17 protein-coding genes are annotated in these 23,522 nt (G+C 73.9%); 10 read left to right on the top strand and 7 right to left on the bottom strand.

All coding sequences use genetic code 11. The features are described 5' to 3' along the window. Positions 1–76: 76 nt before the first annotated feature. The 3 genes from HHL19_RS13815 to HHL19_RS13805 are packed head-to-tail and all read left to right on the top strand — an operon-like array spanning position 77 to position 3,525. Positions 77–1,708, top strand: a complete 1,632-nt coding sequence (locus tag HHL19_RS13815) for a DUF692 domain-containing protein (RefSeq protein WP_169089238.1) — start codon at positions 77–79, stop codon at positions 1,706–1,708. Between the two features lie 5 nt (positions 1,709–1,713). Beyond that, the gene (locus HHL19_RS13810; protein WP_169089236.1) at positions 1,714–2,751 is read left to right on the top strand and encodes a TIGR04222 domain-containing membrane protein; all 1,038 of its coding nucleotides are present in this window, start codon (positions 1,714–1,716) and stop codon (positions 2,749–2,751) included. A gap of 45 nt (positions 2,752–2,796) precedes the next feature. Then, the gene (locus tag HHL19_RS13805; protein ID WP_169089234.1) at positions 2,797–3,525 is read left to right on the top strand and encodes a TIGR04222 domain-containing membrane protein; all 729 of its coding nucleotides are present in this window, start codon (positions 2,797–2,799) and stop codon (positions 3,523–3,525) included. A gap of 163 nt (positions 3,526–3,688) precedes the next feature. Here HHL19_RS13805 and hemQ read toward each other — a convergent pair whose 3' ends face one another. Next, complete coding sequence (gene hemQ / locus HHL19_RS13800) at positions 3,689–4,402, bottom strand: hydrogen peroxide-dependent heme synthase (protein WP_169089232.1); 714 nt, start codon at positions 4,400–4,402, stop codon at positions 3,689–3,691. Between the two features lie 17 nt (positions 4,403–4,419). Then, positions 4,420–5,931, bottom strand: a complete 1,512-nt coding sequence (gene hemG / locus HHL19_RS13795; RefSeq protein WP_169089230.1) for a protoporphyrinogen oxidase — start codon at positions 5,929–5,931, stop codon at positions 4,420–4,422. Positions 5,932–6,068: 137 nt separating this feature from the next. Here hemG and HHL19_RS13790 point away from each other — a divergent pair, with 137 nt between their 5' ends. Both HHL19_RS13790 and HHL19_RS13785 read left to right on the top strand, forming a co-directional pair. After that, positions 6,069–7,106 carry a DUF4349 domain-containing protein gene (locus HHL19_RS13790; protein WP_346768334.1) on the top strand — a complete coding sequence of 346 codons (1,038 nt, stop codon included), beginning with the start codon at positions 6,069–6,071 and terminating at the stop codon, positions 7,104–7,106. 9 nt (positions 7,107–7,115) lie between these two features. Further along, positions 7,116–8,489: an FAD-dependent oxidoreductase gene (locus HHL19_RS13785; RefSeq protein ID WP_169089228.1), complete on the top strand. Its 1,374-nt coding sequence runs from the start codon at positions 7,116–7,118 to the stop codon at positions 8,487–8,489. A gap of 30 nt (positions 8,490–8,519) precedes the next feature. On the opposite strand, the gene hemE is transcribed toward HHL19_RS13785, so the two are convergent. Beyond that, complete coding sequence (gene hemE, locus HHL19_RS13780; protein ID WP_169089226.1) at positions 8,520–9,596, bottom strand: uroporphyrinogen decarboxylase; 1,077 nt, start codon at positions 9,594–9,596, stop codon at positions 8,520–8,522. Between the two features lie 90 nt (positions 9,597–9,686). On the opposite strand from hemE, the gene HHL19_RS13775 reads away from it, so the two are divergent. From HHL19_RS13775 to HHL19_RS13755, 5 genes are all read left to right on the top strand, one after another. Further along, complete coding sequence (locus HHL19_RS13775) at positions 9,687–10,412, top strand: DUF3000 domain-containing protein (RefSeq protein ID WP_169089224.1); 726 nt, start codon at positions 9,687–9,689, stop codon at positions 10,410–10,412. Between the two features lie 284 nt (positions 10,413–10,696). Then, positions 10,697–11,362 carry a response regulator transcription factor gene (locus HHL19_RS13770; RefSeq protein WP_015037008.1) on the top strand — a complete coding sequence of 222 codons (666 nt, stop codon included), beginning with the start codon at positions 10,697–10,699 and terminating at the stop codon, positions 11,360–11,362. An 81-nt stretch (positions 11,363–11,443) separates the two neighbouring features. Then, positions 11,444–12,727, top strand: coding sequence for a ribonuclease D (locus HHL19_RS13765; RefSeq protein ID WP_169089222.1), 1,284 nt, complete (start codon positions 11,444–11,446; stop codon positions 12,725–12,727). A gap of 200 nt (positions 12,728–12,927) precedes the next feature. Further along, complete coding sequence (locus HHL19_RS13760; protein ID WP_169089220.1) at positions 12,928–14,142, top strand: acetyl-CoA C-acyltransferase; 1,215 nt, start codon at positions 12,928–12,930, stop codon at positions 14,140–14,142. Beyond that, positions 14,139–16,277 (top strand): 3-hydroxyacyl-CoA dehydrogenase NAD-binding domain-containing protein, encoded by a 2,139-nt coding sequence (locus HHL19_RS13755; RefSeq protein WP_169089218.1) that lies wholly within the window; start codon positions 14,139–14,141, stop codon positions 16,275–16,277. Before HHL19_RS13760 ends, HHL19_RS13755 begins: the two co-directional genes overlap by 4 nt. A gap of 71 nt (positions 16,278–16,348) precedes the next feature. On the opposite strand, the gene HHL19_RS13750 is transcribed toward HHL19_RS13755, so the two are convergent. From HHL19_RS13750 to HHL19_RS13735, 4 genes are read right to left on the bottom strand one after another with little or no spacing between them, the layout of a single operon-like run. After that, the gene (locus HHL19_RS13750; RefSeq protein WP_169089216.1) at positions 16,349–17,740 is read right to left on the bottom strand and encodes a hypothetical protein; all 1,392 of its coding nucleotides are present in this window, start codon (positions 17,738–17,740) and stop codon (positions 16,349–16,351) included. A gap of 14 nt (positions 17,741–17,754) precedes the next feature. Continuing rightward, entirely contained in the window at positions 17,755–20,631 is a 2,877-nt protein-coding gene (locus tag HHL19_RS13745; protein ID WP_169089214.1) for a stealth conserved region 3 domain-containing protein, read from the bottom strand. Positions 20,632–20,644: 13 nt separating this feature from the next. Further along, positions 20,645–21,607 carry a hypothetical protein gene (locus tag HHL19_RS13740; RefSeq protein ID WP_240981597.1) on the bottom strand — a complete coding sequence of 321 codons (963 nt, stop codon included), beginning with the start codon at positions 21,605–21,607 and terminating at the stop codon, positions 20,645–20,647. Next, the gene (locus HHL19_RS13735) at positions 21,607–23,406 is read right to left on the bottom strand and encodes a stealth family protein (RefSeq protein WP_169089212.1); all 1,800 of its coding nucleotides are present in this window, start codon (positions 23,404–23,406) and stop codon (positions 21,607–21,609) included. Before HHL19_RS13735 ends, HHL19_RS13740 begins: the two co-directional genes overlap by 1 nt. Between the last annotated feature and the right edge of the window lie 116 nt (positions 23,407–23,522).

Genomic DNA, 23,522 nt, shown 5'->3' with positions numbered 1-23,522 from the left:
TGAACCTGCCCCTCCTGGGTTCGACCGGCTCCGGCGGGGTCATCACGTGGATGACTGAGGACCGAAGGAGGGGGACATGACGGAACTCGGCATCGGCATCGGCTGGCGTCCCGAGATCGCGGACGCGGTCGAGGAGCTGCCCGGGGTCGACTGGGTGGAGGTCGTCGCGGAGAACGTGTGCGCCGACCACCTGCCCGACTCGCTGGCCCGGCTGCGGGCCCGGGGCGTCACGGTCGTGCCGCACGGGGTGTCGCTGGGGCTCGGCGGGGCGGACCGGCCGGACCCGGAGCGGCTGGCCGCGCTCGCCGCGAAGGCGGAGGCGCTGGGTGCGCCGCTCGTCACCGAGCACATCGCGTTCGTCCGGGCCGGCGGCCCGCTGACCGCGACCCCGCGGCTGGAGGCCGGGCACCTGCTGCCCGTGCCCCGTACCCGGGAGGCCCTGGACGTGCTCTGCGAGAACGTGCGGATCGCGCAGGAGTCGCTGCCGGTGCCGCTGGCGCTGGAGAACATCGCCGCGCTGTTCTCCTGGCCGGACGAGGAGCTGACGGAGGGCCGGTTCCTGGCGGAGCTGGTGGAGCGTACGGGGGTACGGCTCCTCATCGACGTCGCCAACCTCCACACCAACCACGTCAACCGCGGCGAGGACCCGGCGCGGGCGCTCGCCGAACTGCCCGTCGAGGCCCTCGCGTACGTCCACGTGGCCGGCGGCCTCGAACGGGACGGCGTCTGGCACGACACCCACGCCCACCCGGTCCCGCAGCCGGTCCTGGACATCCTCGCCGACCTCGCCGGCCGGATCGCCCCGCCGGGCGTCCTCCTGGAACGGGACGACCACTTCCCGCCCGCGACGGAACTCGCCGCGGAACTCTCCACGATCCGCACGACCCTGACGACGGCGCCCCGCCGCCGCCCGGCACCCACCACAGAAGACGCGGCGGCCCCCCAGGCCGCCGACGAGACCGCAGCCGACACCCTCACCGCCGGAGGCGCGGGGGACGTCCACGCCGCCCGGGCGGCGGCCGGCCCGCTCGCCGCGCGCCACGGCGTCGGCACCGCCGCCCTGCGCGCGGGCCGCGCCCTCACGGGCGGCGCCCCGCTCCACATCGGCGCCGGCGCCCGCGTCTCGGGCGGCCCGATGCCCTCCACCCACCCAGGCCCGACACCGACACCGACACCGACACCGACACCGATCACCGCAGCCGACCACGCGCCGGCCCCGTCCGGCGGCCCGGTAGCCACCCTGCCCCGCCCGGACGCGGAAACGGGAACCGGGCCGAAGCCCGGGACCGGGACCGGGACCGGGACCGAGGCCGAGGGTGCGGTGCGGCAGCGGGTCGGGGTGGCGCAGGCGGCTGTGTTGTCGGCGTTGGTTGCGGGGACTCCGGTGCCCGAGGGGTTCGATGTGCGGCGGATGCGGGTGCAGGGGCGGGCGCTGGCCGCCAAGCGGGCGTCCGTCGTGGCGCGGATCGCGCCGGAGCTGCCGGAGATCCTCGGCGACGGGTTCCGGCCCGCGTTCCTCGCGTACGCCAGGAGCCGGCCCCTGCCGGGCAACTACCGGCGGGACGCGCTCGACTTCGTCGAGCGGCTGCTCCTGGAGGACCGGCCCGAGCGGCGGGAGCTGACCCGCTGGTGGCGGGAGCGGGCCGAGAGCCGGCCGGTCGGCGGGTTCGTGGGGCGGCTGGCGCGGCGCCTCCTCGGGGGGCGGTGACCGGCATGGACCCGTTCCTCCTGGCGCTCCACCTCGTCGCCTTCGTCCTGCTGGCCCGGCTGTGGGTGCTGGCCCGCCGCACCCGGCTCGGTCCCGGCGGACCGGTCATGGACGTCTACGAGGCCGCGTTCCTCGGCGGCGGCCCCGGCCGGGTCGCCGACACGGCGCTCGCCGCCATGCACCTCGACGGCCGGATCGTCATCGGCGGTCCCGGCGTGGTCGCCGTCGTCCACCGGATCGCCCACGACCCGGTGGAGCGCGCCGTGCTCGACGTCCACGCGGCGGCCCCGAGCGGCGCCCTGCACCAGCTGCGGCTCGGGGTGATGACCCACCCGGCCGTGCAGGAGATCGGCGACGGCCTCGCCGCGCGCGGCCTGGTGACCCTGCCGGGCCCGCGCCGCGCCGTGCGACGGTGGTGCGTCGGCCTGATGCTGGGTGCCTTCCTGCTCTTCCCGCTGGGCATCGTGGGGACGGTCACCGGGTTCGCCCTGGACGGGCCCTCGGTGCCGTTCTTCGTGAAGATCCTGCCGCTGTTCTTCGTCTGCTTCGCCACCGCGCTGGTCTGCGGCTCCGCCTACAGCCGGCAGGTGAGCCCGGCGGGTACCGCCGCGCTCGCCGCCTACCGGCGCGAGCACGGCACCGGGGGCGTCCACGCCGTCGCCCTCGGCGGGATCCGGGCGCTGTCCGACCGCGAGCTGTGGGAGCGGCTGCGGGACGCCTCCCGGGACGGCCGGATGCTGTCCGGCGGCCGGAGCGGTACCTCCTCCCGGTCCTCGTACTCCTCGCACTCCTCGCACTCCTCGCACTCCACCGCCGGCGCGGCCGTGGTGATGTGGTGCGCGGGCGCGGACATGGGCGGCGGGGACGGCTGGGGTTCGGACTCGGGGTCCGGGTCCGGGTCCGGCGGGGGCTCGGGGTGCGGGTCGGGCGGGTCGTCCTGCTCGTCGTCCTCCTCGTCCTGTTCGTCGTCGTCCTCGTCCTGTTCGTCGTCCTCCTCGTCCTGCGGCTCCTCGTCGTCGTCCTCGTGCGGGTCCAGCGGCTGAGCCGTTCGGGTGGCGGGGGCGGGGGTCCTGACGTACAACTCGATCATGGTGTGGATCCCGCTGCTCCTCGTCGCCGGCGTCGTGACGGCCGTCGCCTGCGCCCGGCTCTGCCGGGCCTCGATCGCCGCCGGCGGGTCCGCCGCGGGGGCGGTCGGGGACGGCGGACTGACGCTGGGCGAGGCCGCGTTCCTCGCCGGCGGTCCCGGGCGGGTCGCCGAGCTGACGCTGGTGTCGATGCACCGGGCCCGGCGGCTGCTGCTCGCGCGCACCGGCTGGGCCACGGTCGTGGACGGCTCGGACGGCGGGGACGAGCTGGAGCGGGCGGTGCTCGGCGCGATCGGCCCGGAGGGGCAGGCGCCGGTGCCGGGGCTGCGTCCGGCGGTCGCCGCCGCCGCGTGCGTACGCCGGATCGAGGAGGGTCTGGTGGAGCGGGGGCTCGCGGTGCCGGCGCCGGGGCGGCGGGAGGTCGCGGCCGGGCTGCGGGCGGTGCGGGGTGCGTTCCTGCTGGCGCTCGCGCTGGCGGCGGTGGCGGTGCCGCTGGTGCCGGAGGCGGAGCGGGCGCGGGTGATCGCCGGGTTCCTGCTGCCGCTGACGACCTCGGGGTTCTGTCTGCTGATCGGGCGGGCGGAGTCGTATCCGCGCAGTCCCTGGGCCTCGCACGCCGGTCAGCGGCTGCTCGCGGGCCTCTCGGCGGAGGATCCGCTCACCGCGCTCGCCACCCGGGGGCCGGCGGTCCTGGAGCCGGAGCTGCGGGCCGCGCTGGGCGGGCCCTGAGAGGGAAGGGACGCCGGTGCGGCGCGCTCGCGCGCGCCGCACCCGGTGCCGGACCCGGTGTCGCTGGAGCGGCCGGCCATGGCGTGGCGGCCGTCTGATCTTCCGGGTCGAGGGGCGAACGCCCCGGCTGGGAGCCGGGGCGCCGCCAGGTTCGGGGGGGCCGTCAGGCCAGGCCCGCCACCAGGTCCGCGACGCTCTTGCGGCGGCCGGTGTAGAAGGGGACCTCCTCGCGGACGTGCATCCGGGCCTCGGAGGCGCGCAGGTGGCGCATGAGGTCGACGATGCGGTACAGCTCGTCGGCCTCGAAGGCGAGGAGCCACTCGTAGTCGCCGAGCGAGAAGGAGGCGACCGTGTTGGCCCGGACGTCCGGGTAGCCGCGGGCCATCTTGCCGTGGTCGGCGAGCATCCGGCGGCGGTCCTCGTCCGGCAGCAGGTACCAGTCGTAGGAGCGGACGAAGGGGTAGACCGAGACGTAGTCGCGCGGGGTCTCGTCGGCCAGGAAGGCCGGGATGTGCGACTTGTTGAACTCGGCCGGGCGGTGCAGCGCCATGTTCGACCAGACCGGCTCCAGGGCGCGGCCCAGCTTCGTACGGCGGAAGAGGTTGTACGCCTCCTGGAGCTGGTCGCTCGTCTCGGCGTGCCACCAGATCATGACGTCGGCGTCGGCGCGCAGACCGGACAGGTCGTACGTGCCCCGGATGGTGATGTCCTTCTCCGCGAGCCGGTCGAAGAGCTCCTGGACCTCGTCGGCGTAGCCGCTCCGGTCGGCGGGCAGGACGTCGCGCAGCTTGAAGACAGACCACAGGGTGTAGCGGATGACCTCGTTGAGGTCCTTCGCCTTCTTACCGGCGTTCGGGATCTTTTCGGGCGCACTCATACGCCTATTCTCGCCCGTCATGAGGAGTGCCCCGCACCGGGGTGCCCCGTTTCCGACGTGGCGATGATCTCGTCGGCCAGGGCGTCGGCCGCGCGGTGGGCGGAGGCGACGCAGGCGGGGATGCCGACGCCGTCGTACGCGGCGCCCGCGAGGCGCACTCCGGGCAGGTCCGCGAGGGCGGCGCGGGCCCGGGCGACCCGGTCCAGGTGGCCGACCGGGTACTGCGGCAGGCCGCCGGTCCAGCGGGTCACGGTGGTGGCGACGGGCCGGGTGGCGAGGCCGGTGGCGGCGCCGAGGTCCTTGAGGGAGGCGGCGACCAGGTCCTCGTCGTCGCGGAGGAGCTGGGACTCCTCGCCGTACCGGCCGACGGAGGTGCGGAGCACGAACAGCTCGGGGGCGGCCTCGCCGACCCAGCCCCACTTCCGGCTGGAGAAGGTGGAGGCCTTGATGGTGTGGCCGTCGACCGGCGGCACGAGGAAGCCGGAGCCGGGCAGCTCGGGGACGTCGGCGCGGCGGAAGGCGAGCGTGACCAGGGCCATGGAGGCGTACTCGATCGTGCCGAGGAGCGCGGCGGCCCCGGGGGCGTGGCCGCCGAGGAGCCCGGCGGCGACGGGCGCGGGGGCGGCGAGGACGACGGCGTCCGCGTCGAGGGTCCGCTCCGGGGTCTCCACCCGCCAGCCGGTGGCGCCCGACCGGTGCAGGGCGGTCGCCGGGGTGCCGGTGAGGATGGTGCCGCCGGCGGCGCGGACGGCGTCGGCGACGGCCCCGGGGAGGGTGCCGACGCCGCCGGAGATGCCGGCGAAGACGGACCCGCCGAGGCCGGTGGCGGCGCCCGCGACGTCGGCGGGGAGGGCACTGCCCGCGGCCTGGACGGCGCGGACGGCGGCGGTGAGGCTGGGGTGGCGGCGGGCGGCCTCGAAGAGCGCGGGGACGGCGGCCTTCATCGAGATCCGGTAGGCGTCGCCGGCGTAGACGCCGCCGAGGAGGGGCTCGACGAGCCGGTCGACGACCTCGTGGCCCATGCGCTCGGCGACGTACGCGCCGATGGCGACGTCCTCGCCGAGCTCGGTGGGGGGCAGCTCGGAGTCCCGGCCGATCCGGCGCAGGGCCTCCTCGGAGAGGAGCCCGGCGACGGCCTCGGCATCGCCGGGAACCCCCATGACGTGGCCCTTGGGCATGGGGACGAGCCGGCCTCGGGACCAGACGGAGGCGGTGGTGGTGGCAGGCGCCCGGAGCCGGTCGCCGAGGCCGACGGCCTCGGCGAGGGCGATCGCCTCGGGGCGGCGGGCGAGCAGGGACTCGGCGCCGAGGTCCACGGGGGCGCCGGCGATCTCCCCGGCGAGCAGCTTGCCGCCGAGCCGGCCGCCGGCCTCCAGGAGGGTGACGCGCGCACCGGCGGCGAGCAGCCGGTGGGCGGCGGCGAGGCCGGTGATGCCTCCGCCGACGACGACGGCGTGAGGTCCGTCGGGGTGTCCGGCCCGATGCCCGGTCCGGTGTCCGGAGGAAGGTCCCGTGGTGTCCGCGTTCATGGGACCACTCTCTCAAATCGCCCGCTCGCCCCCGTTCCGAGGCCGGACCGTGACCGCATCGCTACCGGCGGAGGCAAACCGCGCGCCGGTCCCGCACGTCCTAGGAGCATCGATTCCTGCGAGCCCCAGGGGGCACGGTGCACAAGGCGGACGGAACGGGCGGACGGAGCAGGGCGGGGGCGGCGCTGCTGCTGGCCGCGGCGCTGGCGCTGACGGCGGGCTGCGCGGGCGGCGGCACCGACGCGGCCGACGGCAAGGGCGTGGCGGCGGACGCGGCCGCGCCCGCGGGCACGGACCGGAAGGGCGGCACGGGCGCGGGCGGCTCGGAGGCCGCCGCCGCGAAGCCCGGGGCGTCGAAGGCGCCCGCCGTGCAGCACCTCGTCCGGACGGCCTCCCTCACGGTGGAGGTCGAGCGGGTGGCGGCGACCGCCGACCGGGTACGGGCGGTGGTCGCGGCGGCGGGCGGCCGGGTCGAGTCGGAGACGACGGAGCGGACCGACGAGCGGTACGAGGCCTCCCGGATGGTGCTGCGGGTGCCGCAGGACCGGTACGACCGGGTCCTCGGCGACCTGACGGGTACCGGGAAGGTGCTCTCCCGCACGGCGGAGGCGCAGGACGTCACCGATCAGGTCGTCGACGTGGAGAGCCGGATCGCGACCCAGCGGGCGAGCGTCGCGCGGGTGCGGGCGCTGATGGACCGGGCGGACAAGCTGGCCGACGTGGTGGCCCTGGAGTCGGAGCTGAGTCGTCGTCAGGCGGACCTGGAGGCGCTGCTGGCCCAGCAGGCGTCCCTGAAGGACCGGACCTCGCTGGCGACGATCACCCTGGACCTGGTGGAGAAGGAGCGGGCGGCGGCCGAGGACGAGGGGGGTGACCGCCCCGCCGTCTCCGAGGCCCTGTCGGGCGGCTGGCACGCGCTGGTCGCGGCCGTCGCCTGGACCCTGGTGGTCCTGGCGGCGCTCGCGCCCTGGCTGGTGGTGGCGCTGGCGGCGTACGCGGTGTGGCGGTGGGTGGTCCGCCCGCGCCGCCGGGCCCGCGCCGCCGGTACGGCTCCGGTGGCCGCCGCCGTACCGGGGCAGGAGGCGCGGACGAACGCGGCCGGGCTCCCGACACCCGGCGAAGAGCCCGCCGGGGAGCCCGGCGGAGCGCCGGACGGGGAGCGTTCGGCGCCGTAGCGTGGGCGCATGAGCGAACGACTGGTGGTCATCGGCGGGGACGCGGCGGGCATGTCCGCCGCGTCGCAGGCGCGCAGGCTCAAGGGGCCCGGGGAGCTGGAGATCACGGCCTTCGAGCGGGGCCGGTTCTCCTCGTACTCGGCCTGCGGCATCCCGTACTGGGTCGGCGGCGACGTGTCCGGGCGCGAAGAGCTGATCGCCCGCTCGCCCGAGGAGCACCGGGCGCGCGGGATCGATCTGCGGACGCGGACCGAGGTGACGGAGATCGACCTGGCGGGGCAGCGCGTTCTCGCCAGGGACCTGGCGGTCGGTACGGAGGCGTGGACGGGCTTCGACAAGCTGGTGATCGCGACGGGGGCGCGCCCGGCCCGGCCGGCGGTGCCGGGGATCGACGCGGCGGGCGTGCACGGGGTGCAGACCCTGGAGGACGGGCAGGCGCTGCTCGACTCGCTGGCCGGGACGGCGGGGCGGCGGGCGGTGGTCGTCGGCGCCGGGTACATCGGCGTGGAGATGGCCGAGGCGCTGCTGAACCGGGGCTACGAGGTGACGGTCCTCAACCGGGGCGAGCAGCCGATGGCGACGCTCGACCCGGACATGGGGCGGCTCGTGCACGCGGCGATGGACGGGCTCGGGATCCGTACGGTCGGCGCGTCCCCGGTGACGGGGATCCTCACGGGGGACGACGGGCGGGTGCGGGCGGTGGCCACGGAGAAGGACGAGTACCCGGCGGACGTGGTGGTCCTCGGTACGGGTGTGGTGCCGGAGACCTCGCTCGCGGAGGCGGCGGGGCTGCCGCTCGGCGCGCACGGCGGGCTGCTGACGGACCTGGCGATGCGGGTGCGGGGGCAGGAGAACGTGTGGGCGGGCGGGGACTGCGTGGAGGTCCTGGACCTGGTGTCGGGCCGGGAGCGGCACGTGCCGCTGGGGACGCACGCCAACAAGCAGGGGCAGGTCATCGGCTCGAACGTGGGCGGCGACTACGCGACCTTCCCCGGGGTGGTGGGGACGGCGGTGTCGAAGGTCTGCGACCTGGAGATCGCCCGCACCGGGCTGCGGGAGAAGGACGCCCGTGAGGTCGGGCTGCGGTACGTGACGGTGACGGTGGAGTCGACGAGCCGGGCCGGGTACTACCCGGGGGCGGCGCCGATGACGGTGAAGATGCTGGCCGAGCGGCGGACCGGGCGGCTGCTCGGGGTGCAGATCGTGGGCCGGGAGGGCGCGGCGAAGCGGGTGGACATCGCGGCGGTGGCGCTGACGGCCCGGATGACGGTGGAGCAGATGACGGCGCTGGACCTGGGGTACGCGCCGCCGTTCTCGCCGGTGTGGGACCCGGTGCTGGTCGCGGCCCGGAAGGCGGTGGCGGCGGTACGGGCGGCGGGCTGATCCCGCCGCCGTACCGCGGGGACCGTCGGGTCAGACGGCGGTGCGCTCGTGGACGTAGGCGACGAGGCGGGTGAGGGCGTCCGGGTCCATGGACGGCATGACGCCGTGGCCCAGGTTGAAGACGTGCCCCTCCAGGTCCTTCGCGGCGGCCAGGACCTCGTCGGTCTTGGCCTCGACGACCTCGGTGGAGGCGAAGAGGACGGCGGGGTCGAGGTTGCCCTGGAGGGCCTTGCCGGGGCCGACGCGGCGGGCGGCCTCGTCGAGCGGGACGCGCCAGTCGACGCCGACGACGTCCGCGCCGGCCTCGCCCATGAGGCCGAGGAGCTCGCCGGTGCCGACGCCGAAGTGGATGCGCGGGACGCCGTAGCCGGCGACCGCGTCGAAGACCTTGGCGGAGGCCGGGAGGATCGAGCGGCGGTAGTCGGCGGGGGCGAGGGCGCCGACCCAGGAGTCGAAGAGCTGCACGGCGGAGGCGCCGGCCTCGATCTGGACCTTGAGGAAGGCCGAGGTGATCTCGGCGAGGCGGTCGAGCAGGTCGGCCCAGAGCTGCGGGTCGCCGTACATGAGCGCCTTGGTGTGCTCGTGGTTGCGGGACGGGCCGCCCTCGACGAGGTAGCTCGCGAGGGTGAAGGGCGCGCCGGCGAAGCCGATGAGCGGGGTGTCGCCGAGCTCCTCGGTGAGCATGCCGATGGCCTCGGTGACGTAGTGCACGTCGTCGGGGGTGAGGTCGCGCAGCCGGTCGAGGTCGGCGCGGGTGCGGATCGGGTCGGCGACGACGGGGCCCACGCCGGGCTTGATGTCGAGGTCGACGCCGATGGCCTTGAGCGGGACGACGATGTCGCTGAAGTAGATCGCCGCGTCGACCTGGTGGCGGCGGACGGGCTGGAGCGTGATCTCCTTGACCAGCTCGGGCCGCATGCAGGACTCCAGCATGGGGATGCCCTCGCGGACCTTCAGGTACTCGGGGAGGGAGCGCCCGGCCTGCCGCATGAACCAGACGGGGGTGTGCGGCACGGGCTCGCGCCGGCACGCCTTGAGGAACGCGGAGTCGTACGTCCGCGACTGCTGCTTCGTCTGCTGGCCCGTCGGGCTGTTCATGGCGCTCACGCCCAAATCTTCGCATGTGGCCGGAAGCCGCTCGTGCCGGGCGGGTGTCCCTCCCCGCATGGCGGCCCCGTTCCGCCTACTCTTCCCCGCATGGCTGCGGCTCAGGGACATTTTTCCGATCATTCCGACGGCATTCGAGGGACGGGCGACAAGGCGGAGAGTACGGCGGGGACCCCGGTGCCGCCGGCGTTCCGGAGGGCGGTGGAGGCCCTGCGGGCGGCGCGGCTGCGGTCCGAGATGGAGGTCGAGCCGACCCGGCCGCCGCAGCGGCTCGCACCGTACGCGTACGCGGTGGAGGCGGCGGTCGTCGACGGCGAGGACGACCTCGCGGACGGGCGGCTCGTGCTGCTGCACGACCCGGCGGGCCACGAGGCCTGGAAGGGAACCTTCCGCCTGGTGACGCTGGTGCGGGCGGAGCTGGAGCCGGAGATGGCGGCGGACCCGCTGCTGCCGGAGGTGTGCTGGTCGTGGCTGACCGGGGCGCTGGACGCGCGCGGGCTCGCGTACGGGGAGGCGAGCGGGACGGTGACGATGGCCGGCTCGCACTACTTCGGGGGGCTCGCGGAGCGGCGGCCGGCCACCCAGATCGAGATCCGGGCGTCCTGGACGCCCCGGGAGGGTCTGGGCGGGGTGCCGGACACGGCGGCGCACCTGGCGGCCTGGTCGGACCTGCTGTGCCAGATCGCGGGCCTGCCGCCGGCCCCGGCCGATCCGCCGGCCCCGCCGGGCCCCTCGGGGGCGACGGGCGCGGCGGGGACGGTGTCGGGGGCGGGGGTCGTCTCGCTGCCCCAGCGACGGGGGCCGCAGGGAGCCTGAGCGGTTCGGACAGATGTGCGGCGGGACGGATGTCCAGGGGGCCCTTCGGGGCCCCTTCGGCGTTCGTACGGATGGTCCCCCGTGGGGGTGAGGAGCGGGGGCCGCTCGTAGGATGATCGATCGCGCGTCCGAATTGCCCTAATTGTTACTCACTAAATCGTGATCTTTCCCTAAAGGCGGGCGGCCCTGCTGCCGAAGGAGTCAATGACCCCTTCAGAGCACGGGTTCGCCCCCGGCTTCTTCCCCGAGCCGGCTCCGTCCCGCACCTTCCCCCAGGAGGCCGAGTGTCCGTTCTGCTCGAGCAGCCCGCTAGCCTGGTCGCCTACCGCCCGAACAAGCCGACGGCCATGGTCGTCGTGGCCGACCCGCGCGTCCGCTCCACCGTCACCCGCCACCTGTGGGCGCTCGGCGTACGGGACGTGATCGAGGCGTCGTCCATCGCGGAGGCCCGTCCCCGCGTCGGCAACCCGCGCGACATCTGCGTGGCCGACGTCCACCTTCCCGACGGCAGCGGCCTCACGCTGCTGTCCGAGACCCGCGCCGCGGGCTGGCCCAACGGCCTCGCCCTCTCGGCCGCCGACGACATCGGCGCGGTGCGCAACGCCCTCGCCGGCGGCGTGAAGGGCTACGTCGTCACCGGCACGCGGACCAATATCGGCCACCCGACGCGTCCCGGCGCCGCGCCCATCGGCGCCGCGGCCGCCCGGCTCGGCCACCGCCGTCCCCCGGGTGCCCCGAGCCACCCGGGCGGCTACCGCGAGCTCTCCGGCCGTGAGGTCGAGGTGCTCCGGCTGGTCGCGGAGGGCCAGTCCAACAAGGCCATCGGCGTCTCCATGGGGCTCTCGGCACTCACCGTGAAGAGCCACCTCGCCCGGATCGCCCGCAAGCTGGGCACCGGCGACCGGGCCGGCATGGTCGCCGTCGCACTACGGACCGGGATCATCCACTGACCCGGCCCTGAGGGAAACGCTGCGCCTGCCGACGGAACGTTCCGTCGGCAGGTGCTTGCCGTCGGCGGATACCCTTGACGGGTGACCGACGCCCAAGAGACCGCGGCAGACACCGCACCGCGCACCACCGGGGGCGGCCCCCCGGACGAAAACGTCCCTGCGAATGGGCTTCCGATCCCGTTGCTGGAGCCCCGCGAGGGCATCCCGCCGGTCGTCGCGAGCGACGAGGCCCTCGCCCAGGTGATCGCCGCCTTCGCCGCCGGGCGCGGGCCGGTCGCCGTCGACGCCGAGCGGGCCTCCGGCTACCGCTACGGCCAGCGCGCCTACCTCGTCCAGCTCCGCCGCGACGGCGCGGGCACCGCCCTGATCGACCCGGTCGGCTGCCCGGACCTCTCCGGGCTCGGCGAGGCCCTCGGCGGCACCGAGTGGATCCTGCACGCCGCCACCCAGGACCTCCCCTGCCTGCGGGACATAGGCATGCGCCCCTCCTCGCTCTTCGACACCGAGCTGGCCGGCCGGCTCGCGGGCTTCCCGCGCGTCGGCCTCGGCGCCATGGTCGAGTCCGTCCTCGGCTACGCCCTGGAGAAGGGCCACTCGGCGGTCGACTGGTCGAACCGCCCGCTGCCCGAGCCCTGGCTGCGCTACGCGGCCCTGGACGTCGAGCTCCTGGTCGACCTGCGCGACGCGCTGGAGAAGGAGCTGGACCGGCAGGGGAAGCTGGAGTGGGCCCACGAGGAGTTCGAGGCCATCGCCACCGCCCCGCCGGCCCCGCCGCGCAAGGACCCCTGGCGCCGCACCTCCGGCATGCACAAGGTCCGCCGGCGCCGCCAGATGGCGGTCGTACGGGAGCTGTGGACGGCCCGCGACCGGGTGGCGCAGCGGCGTGACGTCTCCCCCGGCAAGGTGCTGAGCGACGCGGCGATCGTCGAGGCGGCGCTCGCCGTGCCGGTGAACGTGGCCGCGCTGACCGCCCTGCCCGGCTTCGGGCACCGCATGGGCCGGCGCCAGCTGGAGCAGTGGCAGGCGGCGATCGACCGGGCCCGGGCCCTCCCCGAGAGCGAGCTCCCGCAGCCGGGCAAGGAGCCGGCCGGCCCTCCCCCGCCGCGCGCCTGGGCGGACAAGGACCCGGCGGCCGCCGCCCGGCTCGCCGCCGCCCGCGCCGGGGTCACGGCCCTCGCCGAGGAGCTGCACCTGCCGCAGGAGAACCTGATCACCCCGGACACCGTCCGCCGCGTCTGCTGGGAGCCCCCGGCCCGCGCGGACCGGGACGCCGTCGAGGCCGCCCTCGCCGCCCACGGCGCCCGCCGCTGGCAGATCGGCCTGGTGACCCCGCTCCTGGTGGAAGCCCTCTCCGCGAAGGGCTGACCCGTGTCCGCCCCCGCACGTCGAAGCCCTCGGCACCCCTCCCGGTGCCGGGGGCTTCGTGCCACGCGCGGGTGTGACCTTCGCCGCTTGGCCCCCAGGGGGTGGGCAGCCTGGTTACCCGCAAGTAGCATGGGGGGAAGCAAGCGCACGCTTAGTGGTGCGCCGCAGCAGTGCCGTCCCGCACCTGGAGGAGAGCCATCGTGCCTCGTACCGTCAGGGACGTCGTCTTCGTCGACGGCGTCCGCACCCCGTTCGGCAAGGCGGGCCCGAAGGGCATCTACCACGAGACCCGCGCCGACGACCTCGTCGTGAAGGCCATCCGGGAGCTGCTGCGCCGCAACCCGGCCCTCGACCCGGCGAAGATCGACGAGGTCGCGATCGCCGCGACGACCCAGATCGGCGACCAGGGCCTCACCCTGGGCCGTACCGCCGGCATCCTCGCGGGCCTCCCGCAGTCGGTGCCCGGCTACTCGATCGACCGCATGTGCGCCGGTGCGCTCACGGCCGTGACCGCGATGGCCGGCGGCGTCGCCTTCGGCGCGTACGACGTCGCCATCGCCGGCGGTGTCGAGCACATGGGCCGTCACCCCATGGGCGAGGGTGTGGACCCGAACCCGCGCTTCGTCAGCGAGAAGCTGGTCGACGAGTCCGCCCTCTTCATGGGCATGACCGCCGAGAACCTGCACGACCGCTACCCGCAGATCACCAAGCTGCGCGCCGACGAGTACGCCGTGCGCTCGCAGGAGAAGGCCGCCAAGGCGTACGCCGACGGCAAGATCCAGCAGGACCTGGTGCCGATCTCGGTGCGCCGCACCTCCCCCGAGGCCGGCGAGACCGGCTGGGGCCTGGTCACCGCCGACGAGCCGATGCGCCCGGGCACCACCCTGGAGTCGCTGGCGGGCCTGAAGACGCCGTTCCGCGTCCACGGCAACGTCACCGCGGGCAACGCGGCCGGCCTGAACGACGGCGCCACCGCCTCGCTCATCGCCTCCGAGGACTTCGCCCGCGAGAACGGCCTCCCGGTCAAGATGCGCCTCGTCTCGTACGCCTTCGCCGGCGTCGAGCCGGAGGTCATGGGCTACGGCCCGATCCCGGCGACCGAGAAGGCCCTGGCCAAGGCCGGCCTGACGATCGACGACATCAACCTGTTCGAGATCAACGAGGCGTTCGCCGTCCAGGTCCTCGCCTTCCTCGACCACTACGGCATCGCCGACGACGACGCGCGCGTGAACCAGTACGGCGGCGCCATCGCCTTCGGTCACCCGCTGGCCTCCTCCGGCGTCCGTCTGATGACGCAGCTGGCCCGCCAGTTCGAGGAGCAGCCCGAGGTCCGCTACGGCCTCACCACCATGTGCGTCGGCTTCGGCATGGGCGCGACGGTCATCTGGGAGAACCCCCACTGGGAGGGCAAGTGAGCACCACCGCCGAGCTTCTGAAGGGCGCCGCGGCGCTCTTCCCGGACGAGGTCGTCACCTCCGCCCACGTGCGTCACTTCGAGCTGCCCTTCGGGGCCGGCCGCTTCGCGCTGATCACGCTGGACAACGGCTTCGACCACACCAAGCCGACCACCTTCGGCCCGCAGTCGCTGGCCAACCTGAACGCCGCGCTCGACCAGGTCGAGGCCGAGGCCGCGGGCGGTGAGATCGTCGCCGCCGGCATCACCGGCAAGCCGTTCATCTTCGCCGTCGGCGCCGACCTCAAGGGCGTCGAGCTGCTGAAGAACCACGACGAGGCGCTCGCCATCGGCAAGGGCGGCCACGACGTCTTCAAGCGGCTCTCCGCGCTCGCCGTGCCGACCTTCGCGTACTACAACGGCGCGGCCATGGGCGGCGGCGTCGAGGTCGGTCTGCACTGCACCTACCGCACCGTGTCGAAGGCCCTCCCGGCCTTCTCGCTCCCCGAGGTCTTCCTCGGCCTGGTGCCCGGCTGGGGCGGCTGCGCGATCCTCCCGAACCTGATCGGCGCCGAGAAGGCCGTCCAGGTCATCATCGAGAACTCGCTGAACCAGAACCGTCAGCTCAAGGGCAAGCAGGTCTTCGAGCTCGGCATCGCCGACGCGCTCTTCGAGGGCGCCGACTTCCTGGAGCAGTCGCTCATCTGGACGGCCGGCGTGCTGAACGGCACCGTCACCGTCGAGCGCCCGGAGATCGACCGGGGCGAGGGCTGGGACGCCGCCGTCGCCAAGGGCCGTGCCGTCGCCGACTCCAAGGTGCACGGCGCCGCCCCCGCCGCCTACCGCGCCCTCGACATCATCGAGGCCGCCAAGGACGGCGACCTGCAGAAGGGCTTCGACGCCGAGGACCAGGCCCTCGCGGACCTGATCATGGGCGGCGAGCTCCGTTCCGGCATCTACGCCTTCAACCTGGTGCAGAAGCGCGGCAAGCGCCCCGCCGGCGCCCCGGACAAGTCGCTGGCGCGCCCGGTCACCAAGGTCGGCGTCGTCGGCGCCGGTCTGATGGCCTCCCAGCTCGCCCTGCTCTTCCTGCGCCGCCTCGAGGTGCCGGTCGTCCTGACCGACATCGACCAGGAGCGCGTCGACAAGGGCGTGGGCTACGTCCACGGCGAGATCGACAAGCTGCTCGGCAAGGGCCGCATCAACCAGGACAAGGCCAACCGTCTCAAGGGCCTGGTCTCCGGTGTCCTCGACAAGGCCGAGGGCTTCGCCGACGCGGACTTCATCATCGAGGCCGTGTTCGAGGAGATGTCCGTCAAGCAGAAGGTGTTCGCGGAGGTCGAGGCGGTCGCCCCGGCGCACGCGATCCTCGCCACCAACACCTCCTCGCTGTCGGTCTCCGAGATGGCGTCCAAGCTCCAGCACCCGGAGCGCGTGGTCGGCTTCCACTTCTTCAACCCGGTCGCCGTCCTGCCGCTCCTGGAGATCGTCAAGGGCGAGCGGACCGACGACGCCTCCCTCGCCACCGCCTTCGGCGTGGCGAAGAAGCTGAAGAAGACCGCGGTCCTGACGAAGGACGCCCCGGCGTTCGTCGTGAACCGCATCCTGACCCGCTTCATGGGCGAGATCCAGAACGTCATCGACGAGGGCACCTCGGTGGAGACGGCGGAGAAGGCGGTCGAGCCGCTGGGCCTGCCGATGTCCCCGCTGGTCCTCCTGGAGCTCGTGGGCCCGGCCATCGGCCTGCACGTCTCCGAGACCCTGAACCGCGCCTTCCCGGAGCGCTTCATCGTCTCCCCCAACCTGAAGGCGGTCGTCGAGGCCGGCAAGCGCGGCTTCTACGTCTACAAGCCGGAGAACGGCTTCAAGCCGGAGCTCGACCCCGAGGTCGCCGCGCTGCTCAAGCAGGGCGACACCGTCCTCACGGAGGAGCAGGTCCGCGACCGCGTCCTCGACGCGGTGGCGCAGGAGATCGGCCTCATGCTGGAGGAGGGTGTCGTCGCCGAGGCGCAGGACATCGACCTCTGCCTGATCACCGGTGCCGGCTGGCCCTTCCACCTGGGCGGCATCACGCCGTACCTGGACCGCGAGGGCGTCTCCGAGCGCGTCAACGGCAAGCGTTTCCTGGCGCAGGGCGTGGCGAGCGTCCCGGCGTAAGCGGTAGCGCGTACGAGTGAAGGGGCCGGTGGCGACAGCCACCGGCCCCTTCGCCGTTCCCGCCTCCGGGACTACCAGTGCCCGTCGAAGGGGTAGTGGTCGCACTTCTCGCCGCAGCGCTCGCGGGCCTCGGTGGAGGTGCGCAGGAAGCTGTCCTGCGGGACTCCGAGGACCCGGATGTCGACCGGAGTGGCCGCCGAGTGCAGAGCGCTGAAGATCGACACGAACTCGACCCGGTAGGTTCCGGGCCGCCAGCTGTGCGGGTGGCGCATGCTCCAGGTGCCGTCCTCGGCGACGACGGCCTCTCCGATCAACCGCTCGCCCTCCAGCGCCATCACCTTGGTGACGCCGGGGGCGGCGGTGCCCCGGAAGCGGGGGCGCGGGTTGACCCAGGCGCCGCTCTTCGGCGAGTCGACCACCGGCGGGACGACGTGGTCGCGGACCTCGAAGCTCAGCGAGGCGATCGGGGTGACTCCGCCCGTGCGGGCGAGGCCGACGGCCTGCACGGTGTGCTCGCCGGCCGGCCAGACCATGGTGCGGCGCCACAGGAAGCGGCCCTGCTCGTTGACCGCGGTGCCGCCGATGTAGCCGCCCTGGGAGAAGAAGAGCAGGTAGCCGGTGTCGGGGTCGGCGGTACCGGCGAACTTCTGGAGGCCGCTGACCGCGCGGCCGGGCGCCGGGGAGGTGAAGACCGGGGCGGTGCCGACCCGGTCGACGGTGAAGAGCGCGCTCTCCGGGCTCACCACGGTGAACTCGGGTGCGAGCGTCGGGTATTCGCCGGGGACGAGGGTCGCCGGGTCGACGGTGCCGACCGGGATGTCCGGGCTGGCCGCCAGGGCGGAGGCGAGGATCCGGGCGACCTCACGGGCGCCGGCGTGGTTGAAGTGGGTGGAGTCGATCATGCCGTCCGGATGGAGCGGGTGCTCGCCGGCGTCCAGCCATCGGTAGTACTGCTTGGCCCGGGTGGGCCCCAGCTCCTGGAGGAGCCGGCCGGTGTACGCGTTCATGTCGATGAAGACGGCACCGGTCTCGACGGCGGCCTCCCGGGTGACCTCGGGGTAGCCGTCGCGGGTGTCGGAGACCTGGCCCCGCACGTCGAAGGCGCAGCGCGAGCACGGGGTGAGGAGGACCGGAATCGCCCCCTGGGCGCGGATGCCCTCCACGTACAGCTTGAGGAACTCCTTGAACTCCCGCTTGCCGTGGTAGCGCAGGGGGACGTTGATGCGCTGCTCGACGCCTCCGAAGTCGAGGGCGACGATGTCGCCGGGTTCGAGCATGTTGAGCAGGGCCGCGAAGCGCTCCGTGTAGTACGTGCGGGCGGTCATCGCGACACGGGCGAAGTTCCGCACCTCCCAGGCGGGTGCGAGGAACTCGCTCATGTACTGGCCCCAGCCCGCGATCGGGCCTTCGGCGGTCTCGCGGGATTTGGCGACGGACGCGCCGAGGATGCAGAACTTGGGCATGGCGGTCTTCCGGTTCAGAAGGGCCAGGCGAGCAGCTGGCCAGCGTGGAAGCGAGCGTTCCGCGGCGAACCGGCCTCGAACTGGCTGGCGATGGGGAAATAGCTCGGAAGGAACGCGGCCAGCGTGGCGTCCTGCTCGTCCTCCGAGACGTCCCCGTCATGGAAGTCGTTGAGGCAGAACACGTCGTTGGGGCGGGATGCGAGCAGTCCGTTGAGCTTCTTGACCTGTTCGCTGAGGCCCACGTTGACGAAGCCCGAGGAGATCCGGCCCGGCACGCTGCGGCCCGTGTGATAGCCGAAGTAGTGATGGAGCGAGGAGGCGACGGAGACGTCCGTGTGGCTGCGCAGCTGGTTGTGGGCGGTGCGGGCGAGCGCCTCGGGGAAGTGGGTCTCCAGGTCCGCCATCACGCTGCGGCGCAGCGGGTGGGGGGCGTGGATGAAGGAGTTCACCAGGGTCTGACCGAACATGCCGGCGATCAGTTCGCGGTTGTTCTTCGCGGCGATGCGGCTGAACTCGTCGCCCTCCAGGGCCGGTCCCATGGGGATGGCGTTGGAGGACATGAAGTGCTTGGAGGCACCGTTGCCGAGGAAGAACAGCGAGGGCTGGATCGGGCGGGCCGCGAACACGTCGTCGTTGAAGTAGAGGAAGTGCTCGGAGAGGCCCTCGATGTGGTGCAGCCGGCTCTCGATGGCGTGCGAGTTGTACGTGGGCAGGGCGCCCTGTCCGGCGAAGATCTCGGTGTGGTCGACCACCCGGACCCGGGGGTGCGAGGTGTCCAGCCACGGTGGCACCTGCTGGTCGGTGACCAGGTAGATGTTCCGGATCCATGGGGCGTACATGTCGAGGGAGCGCAGCGAGTAACGGAGCTCGTCCCGGTTGCGGAACCGGGCGGCGCTGGTGGCGGCGTCCTCGGTGACGATGCCGAGGGAGGCGAGGACCGCGTTCTTGCGCTCCAGCCAGTTCACGTCGGAACCGTCCACCCAGGTGTAGACGGCATCGACGGGGAAGGGCACGTCGTGGTGGAGGACGTGGGTGTAGGGCTCGATGGTGGGGTACTGGCGGCCGCCGAGGACGAGGGGCCGGCGGCGCATCGCGTTCCGGGGCACCCGCTGGCCGATGAGGGTCCGGCGCGGCGAGAGGAAGAATTCCGGCGCCTCCTCGTCGTTGTACCAGAACGAGACGAGGCAGCCGTAGGTGGCGCCGAGCCGGAGGGTACCGGTGGCGGAGACGGCGGGGGTGTAGACGCGGACACCGGAGCACTCGGTGTCCAGGTGCCCGCCGGCCAGCCCGGCCAGGGTGGTCACCATGGTGGTGTCGGCGTCGTTCAGCAGGCCGACGTAGACGGCGCCGTCCTGGTACCGGTCGGCGAGGGCCTTGAGCACCTGACCCCGGTAGTCGGCGTGGACGGCGATGCTGTGCCGGATCTTGGTGTCGCGGACCAGGAAGTACGGGACCGCCGCGGCGTCCAGCGCTTCGGCGACCATCACCAGGTTGCTGTACGCGATGTCGAAGGGCGACTCGGAGTCGATGACCCGGCAGACCTGGCCGCCGTCGCGGACGAGGGTGCGGTCGCGCTTGAGCAGCCGCTCCTCGGCGTCCTTGAAGGCGCGGGTGCGTGCGGTGCCCTGGGGAGCAGGGGCGGCCGCCCGGACGGCTCCGTCGTTCCCGCCGATGAGGGCCTGGGCCGCCGCCCGGGCGGCGCGGTCCCGGGCCCGGCGGCCGGCGGCACGGTCGGCGGCGAGGCCGGCGAGCAGTTCTTCCCAGCCAGCGGTGGCGTCGGCGGAGGCGAAGCGTCCCGCGTGCCCGGCGGCCTCGGCGCCGAGGCCGAGGCGCAGCGGCTCGTCGTCCATGAGGCGCATCAGCCGCTCGGCGAGGAGCTCGGTGTCGTCGGGGGGGACGAGCAGGCCCGTGCGGCCGTCGGCGATCAGCTCGCGCACGACGCCGGGGCAGTCGTGGGCGAGGACCGGGACGCCGGCGGACTGGGCCTCCATGAGGGAGTAGCCGACGGCGTCGGTGGCGGCGGTGTTGAGGGCGATGGACGCCTTGGCCCACTCCTCGGAGGGGTGGGTGGCCTCGCCGACGAGCTGGACGCTGCCGTGCAGGCCGAGCTGGTCGCGGCGGCGGCGCAGGGTGCCGCCGAGCGGGCCGTCGCCGAGGATCCGCAGGGTCCAGGTGGGGTGGAAGGGGGCGACCCGTGCCCAGGCGGAGAGGGCCGTGCCCACGCCGGAGTTCTCCTCCAGGCGGGCGGCGAGGGTGACGATCCGGGTCTGCAGGGTGGAGCGTGGCCGGAAGCCCTCGGGCAGCGAGGGCGGCACGACCTGCAGGCGCGGGGCCGCGGCGCCGAAGGTCTCCTGGTACCACTCCAGCGCGGAGGCGCCGGGCAGTACGACGGCGTCGAAGCCGGCCGTGTGGCGCAGCAGCGGCTCGTTCGCGGTGGCCTCGGCGACCTGGGAGGCGCGCTGCTCCAGATGGACGAGGAGGACGTCGGCGGGGGCGAAGCGGGCGGCGAGGGCCATCAGCCCGGGCGAGGTGGTGACCAGGACGTCGGTGTCGAGCTCGCGTAGGGCGAGCTCGGTCTCGATGTCGGAGAGCCGGTTGAAGGAGTCGTCGAAGCGACGCTCGACGATCTCACTGGGGCGGGCGGCGAGCTCGGCGGAGAAGGCCGCGTCAGGGCCGTCGGGGCGGACGGCTGTCTGCCGCGGTCCGGCGGCCTCGATGAGGAAGGAGACCGGGACGCGACCGTCGTACGGGGTGAAGCGGCGGCGACGGGCCTTGAAGACGCTGAGGACGGCGACCTCGTGCCGGTGGGCGAGTTCGGAGGCCTGGTGGAGCACCGCCCGCTCGGGGTCACCGAGGACATCGACGGCATTCAGGACGAACGTTACTTTCACGGTGTGCGCTTCCTCAGGCCGTCTCATCGACGCGACGGCAGGTGAACCGGAGGTTGCCCGCGGGGGTGTACCGGGGCTCCACCGACATCAGACGGTCCTTCTGCGGCGCCACGACGACCTGGCGCATCGCCAGCACCCGCTGGGGATCACTCAGGTCGTGCAGCAGCCGCGCCACCCGGTGGGGGCGGCGCTCACCGGTGTGCAGCAGTACGTCCCAGTGTTCGCGGCGGTCCGACACCGGGTACATCTCGGCGAGCGGCACCTCCGCCCGCCAGACGCCCGGCTCGGTCTCGGCGAGGCCGGCCGGGATCCGGCGCCCGGAGGCGACGAACTCGCACCACGGCTCCCCGGCCTCCAGGCCGACGAGCCGCACACTGACGTCGATCCGGGCGTGCTGGATGTGCACGTCCACCACCTCGACCCCGGGCACCGCGGGCAGCCTGCGCAGCAGCGCGCTGCCGGTGAGCGAGCGTCCGAACCGGTAGCGGTCGCCGCTGATCGGGGAGGCGGTCATGGGCCGGGTGGTGCCCTGGTAGGTGTGCGGGCTCTCGACCAGCAGCAGCGGATAGCTCCGCCGGGCGCGGCCGGACGAGACCCGCAGCCGCAGGCGGGTCGCGCCGGTCGGCACCGGGACTCCCCCCGCCTCGGCGCCGAGCAGCACGGCGGTGTCGGCGAGGAACCGGCCCGAGCGGTCGCGGTGGACCCGGGCGGGGTACTCGTGAAGCGTCCGGCCGCGGCCGAGGAGGAGCACGGCGTCCTCCACCGGCTGCGCCGAGGCGGGCAGCTCGGCCTGCAGGTTCATGGTCTGCCCGTCGAGCACCGCCGCGTACAGCAGCCGTGCGGAGCGCTTGCCCCGCAGCGGCAGGAAGACCCCGCGCAGCAGCCGCCCGCGCAGCGGCGCCAGTGCGCGGCGCAGCACGGCGCGGCGCACGGCGGCCCGGCGCAGCCGGCCCAGGCGCCTTCGTATCGAGCCCATCAGTCGGCACGTCCTCGTTCGGTCAGTCGGCGGGTGGGGAGCCCCACGGCGTCCGTGCGCTCGTACGGGCTCGGCACCGGGAAGTAGTCGTCGAGGAAGCGCCGCACCATCCGCTCCTGCGCGTCGGGGTCCTCGGGCACGACGGTGTCGTTGATGCAGAAGGTGTCGAAGTCGCGTCGGGCGACCAGCCGGTCGAGGCGCTGCTGGGCCCCCCGGTCGCCGATGTCGATGTAGACGTACCGCAGGTCGCCGACGGTGGCGCGGGCGGAGTGGTACGCGAAGTAGTGGTGCAGCGAGGAGGCGATGGGCACGTCCTGCGGCGAGCGGAAGCGCGCGTGCTGGGTGGTGAAGTGGGCGCGCGGGTAGGTGTGCTCGATCTCGGCGAGGACGGAGCGGCGCAGCGCGTGCGGGGTGTGCTTCATCTTCTGCGAGACGAAGGTGCCGAACTGCTGGGCGATGAGGCCTCGGCTGTTCTTGCCCGCGGCGTTGACCGGGAGGTCGTCGGGGAGGGCGCGGCCGGTCGGGATGAGCGCCTTGGACATGAAGAACTTGCTGAGTCCGTTGGCGTGGAAGAAGTGCCCGAGGTTGATCGGCCGGCCGAAGAACACGTCGTCGTTGAGGTAGAGGAAGTGCTCCGACAGGTCGCGGATGTGGTGGAGCTGGCTCTCGATGGCGTGCGAGTTGAAGGTGGGGAGCGCCGAGGGGTCGGAGAAGATCTCCCGGTGGTCGACGACCCGCAGGCCGGGGTGGTCGAGGTCGAGCCAGCCGGGCACCTGGCCGGCCGTGACCAGGTGGACGGTGCGTACCCAGGGCGCGTACTGGTGGATCGAGCGCAGGGAGTAGCGCAGTTCGTCGCGGCTGGTGAAGCGGGCGTCGTTGGCGGCCTGCTCGTGCAGGGCGGGGCCGCCGGGCGTCGCGAGTCCGAGGAGGCGGCGGGTGCTCTCCTTGGAGTCGCGCCAGACCCGGTCGTCGGCGTCCACCCAGGTGTAGACGACGTCCACCGGGAAGGTGTGGTCCTCGGGCAGCTGGGCGGTGAACTCGGGCAGGGTGCGGGCCCGACCGGTGGTGTACAGGAAGGGGACCGGGCTGAAGAGGGACTGCGGTGCCTCGACGGTGTGCGGGGCGGTGGCGGTCTCGGTGACCACCCTGTTGGGCCGGGGGGCGACGAGTTCGCCGTCCTTCTCGGCCCAGAATTCCAGGTCGCAGCCGTGCTTGGCGCCGAAGACGAGCCGGCCGGTCGGGTCGCAGACGATCCAGGCGATCCGCAGGACCTTCGCGGAGCGCAGCCGGCGCCAGGTGGCGGCGCTCTCGCCGGGGCGCAGGTCGCCGGAGCCGACGCCGACGTAGCCGGGTTCCTGGCCGAAGGCGTACGCGAGGAGGTCCTCGGTCTCCTCGCGGAGCCGGGCGGGGACGGCGACGGCGGGCACGCCCTGGGCGGTGCCCCGGACGCAGAAGTAGTCGATGCCGGCGTCCTCCAGGAGGCCGACGAGGAGGTGGAGGTTGCGGGCGCGGGCGGCCCAGGCGGTGATGCCGGGGACCTCCAGGGCGTGCAGGTGGCGGCCGTCGTCCTGGACCACCCGGACGGTGCCGCGCTCGGTCTCCGTGCCGCTGCGGCGTCCGCCGATGGCACGGGCCACGACGGCGGAGCGGGCGGAGTCGACGCCGGCCAGGGTGCGGGCCACCGACTGGCGCACGGGCTGCGGGATGCCGGAGACGATGCGCCGGCGGGCGCGGGCGGGCACGAGGCTGCGGTACGCGGAGACGAGCGCACTGGACTCGGGGTTGCGAGAGTTCGCCACCGTGTTCAGCCCACCATTTCCACACCCAACGCATGCGGAAGCATGCGCCCGGAACCACACGCGTGTACCGGATCTGATTCAGTCCGGACTCAACGCTGAACTCCGGCCCCCCGAAG

The sequence above is a fragment of the Streptomyces sp. R302 genome (assembly GCF_012927245.1).
GTDB lineage: Bacteria > Actinomycetota > Actinomycetes > Streptomycetales > Streptomycetaceae > Streptomyces.
The sequence above is the reverse complement of the archived record's forward strand: the minus strand, read 5'-3'. Positions and strand labels throughout refer to the sequence as shown.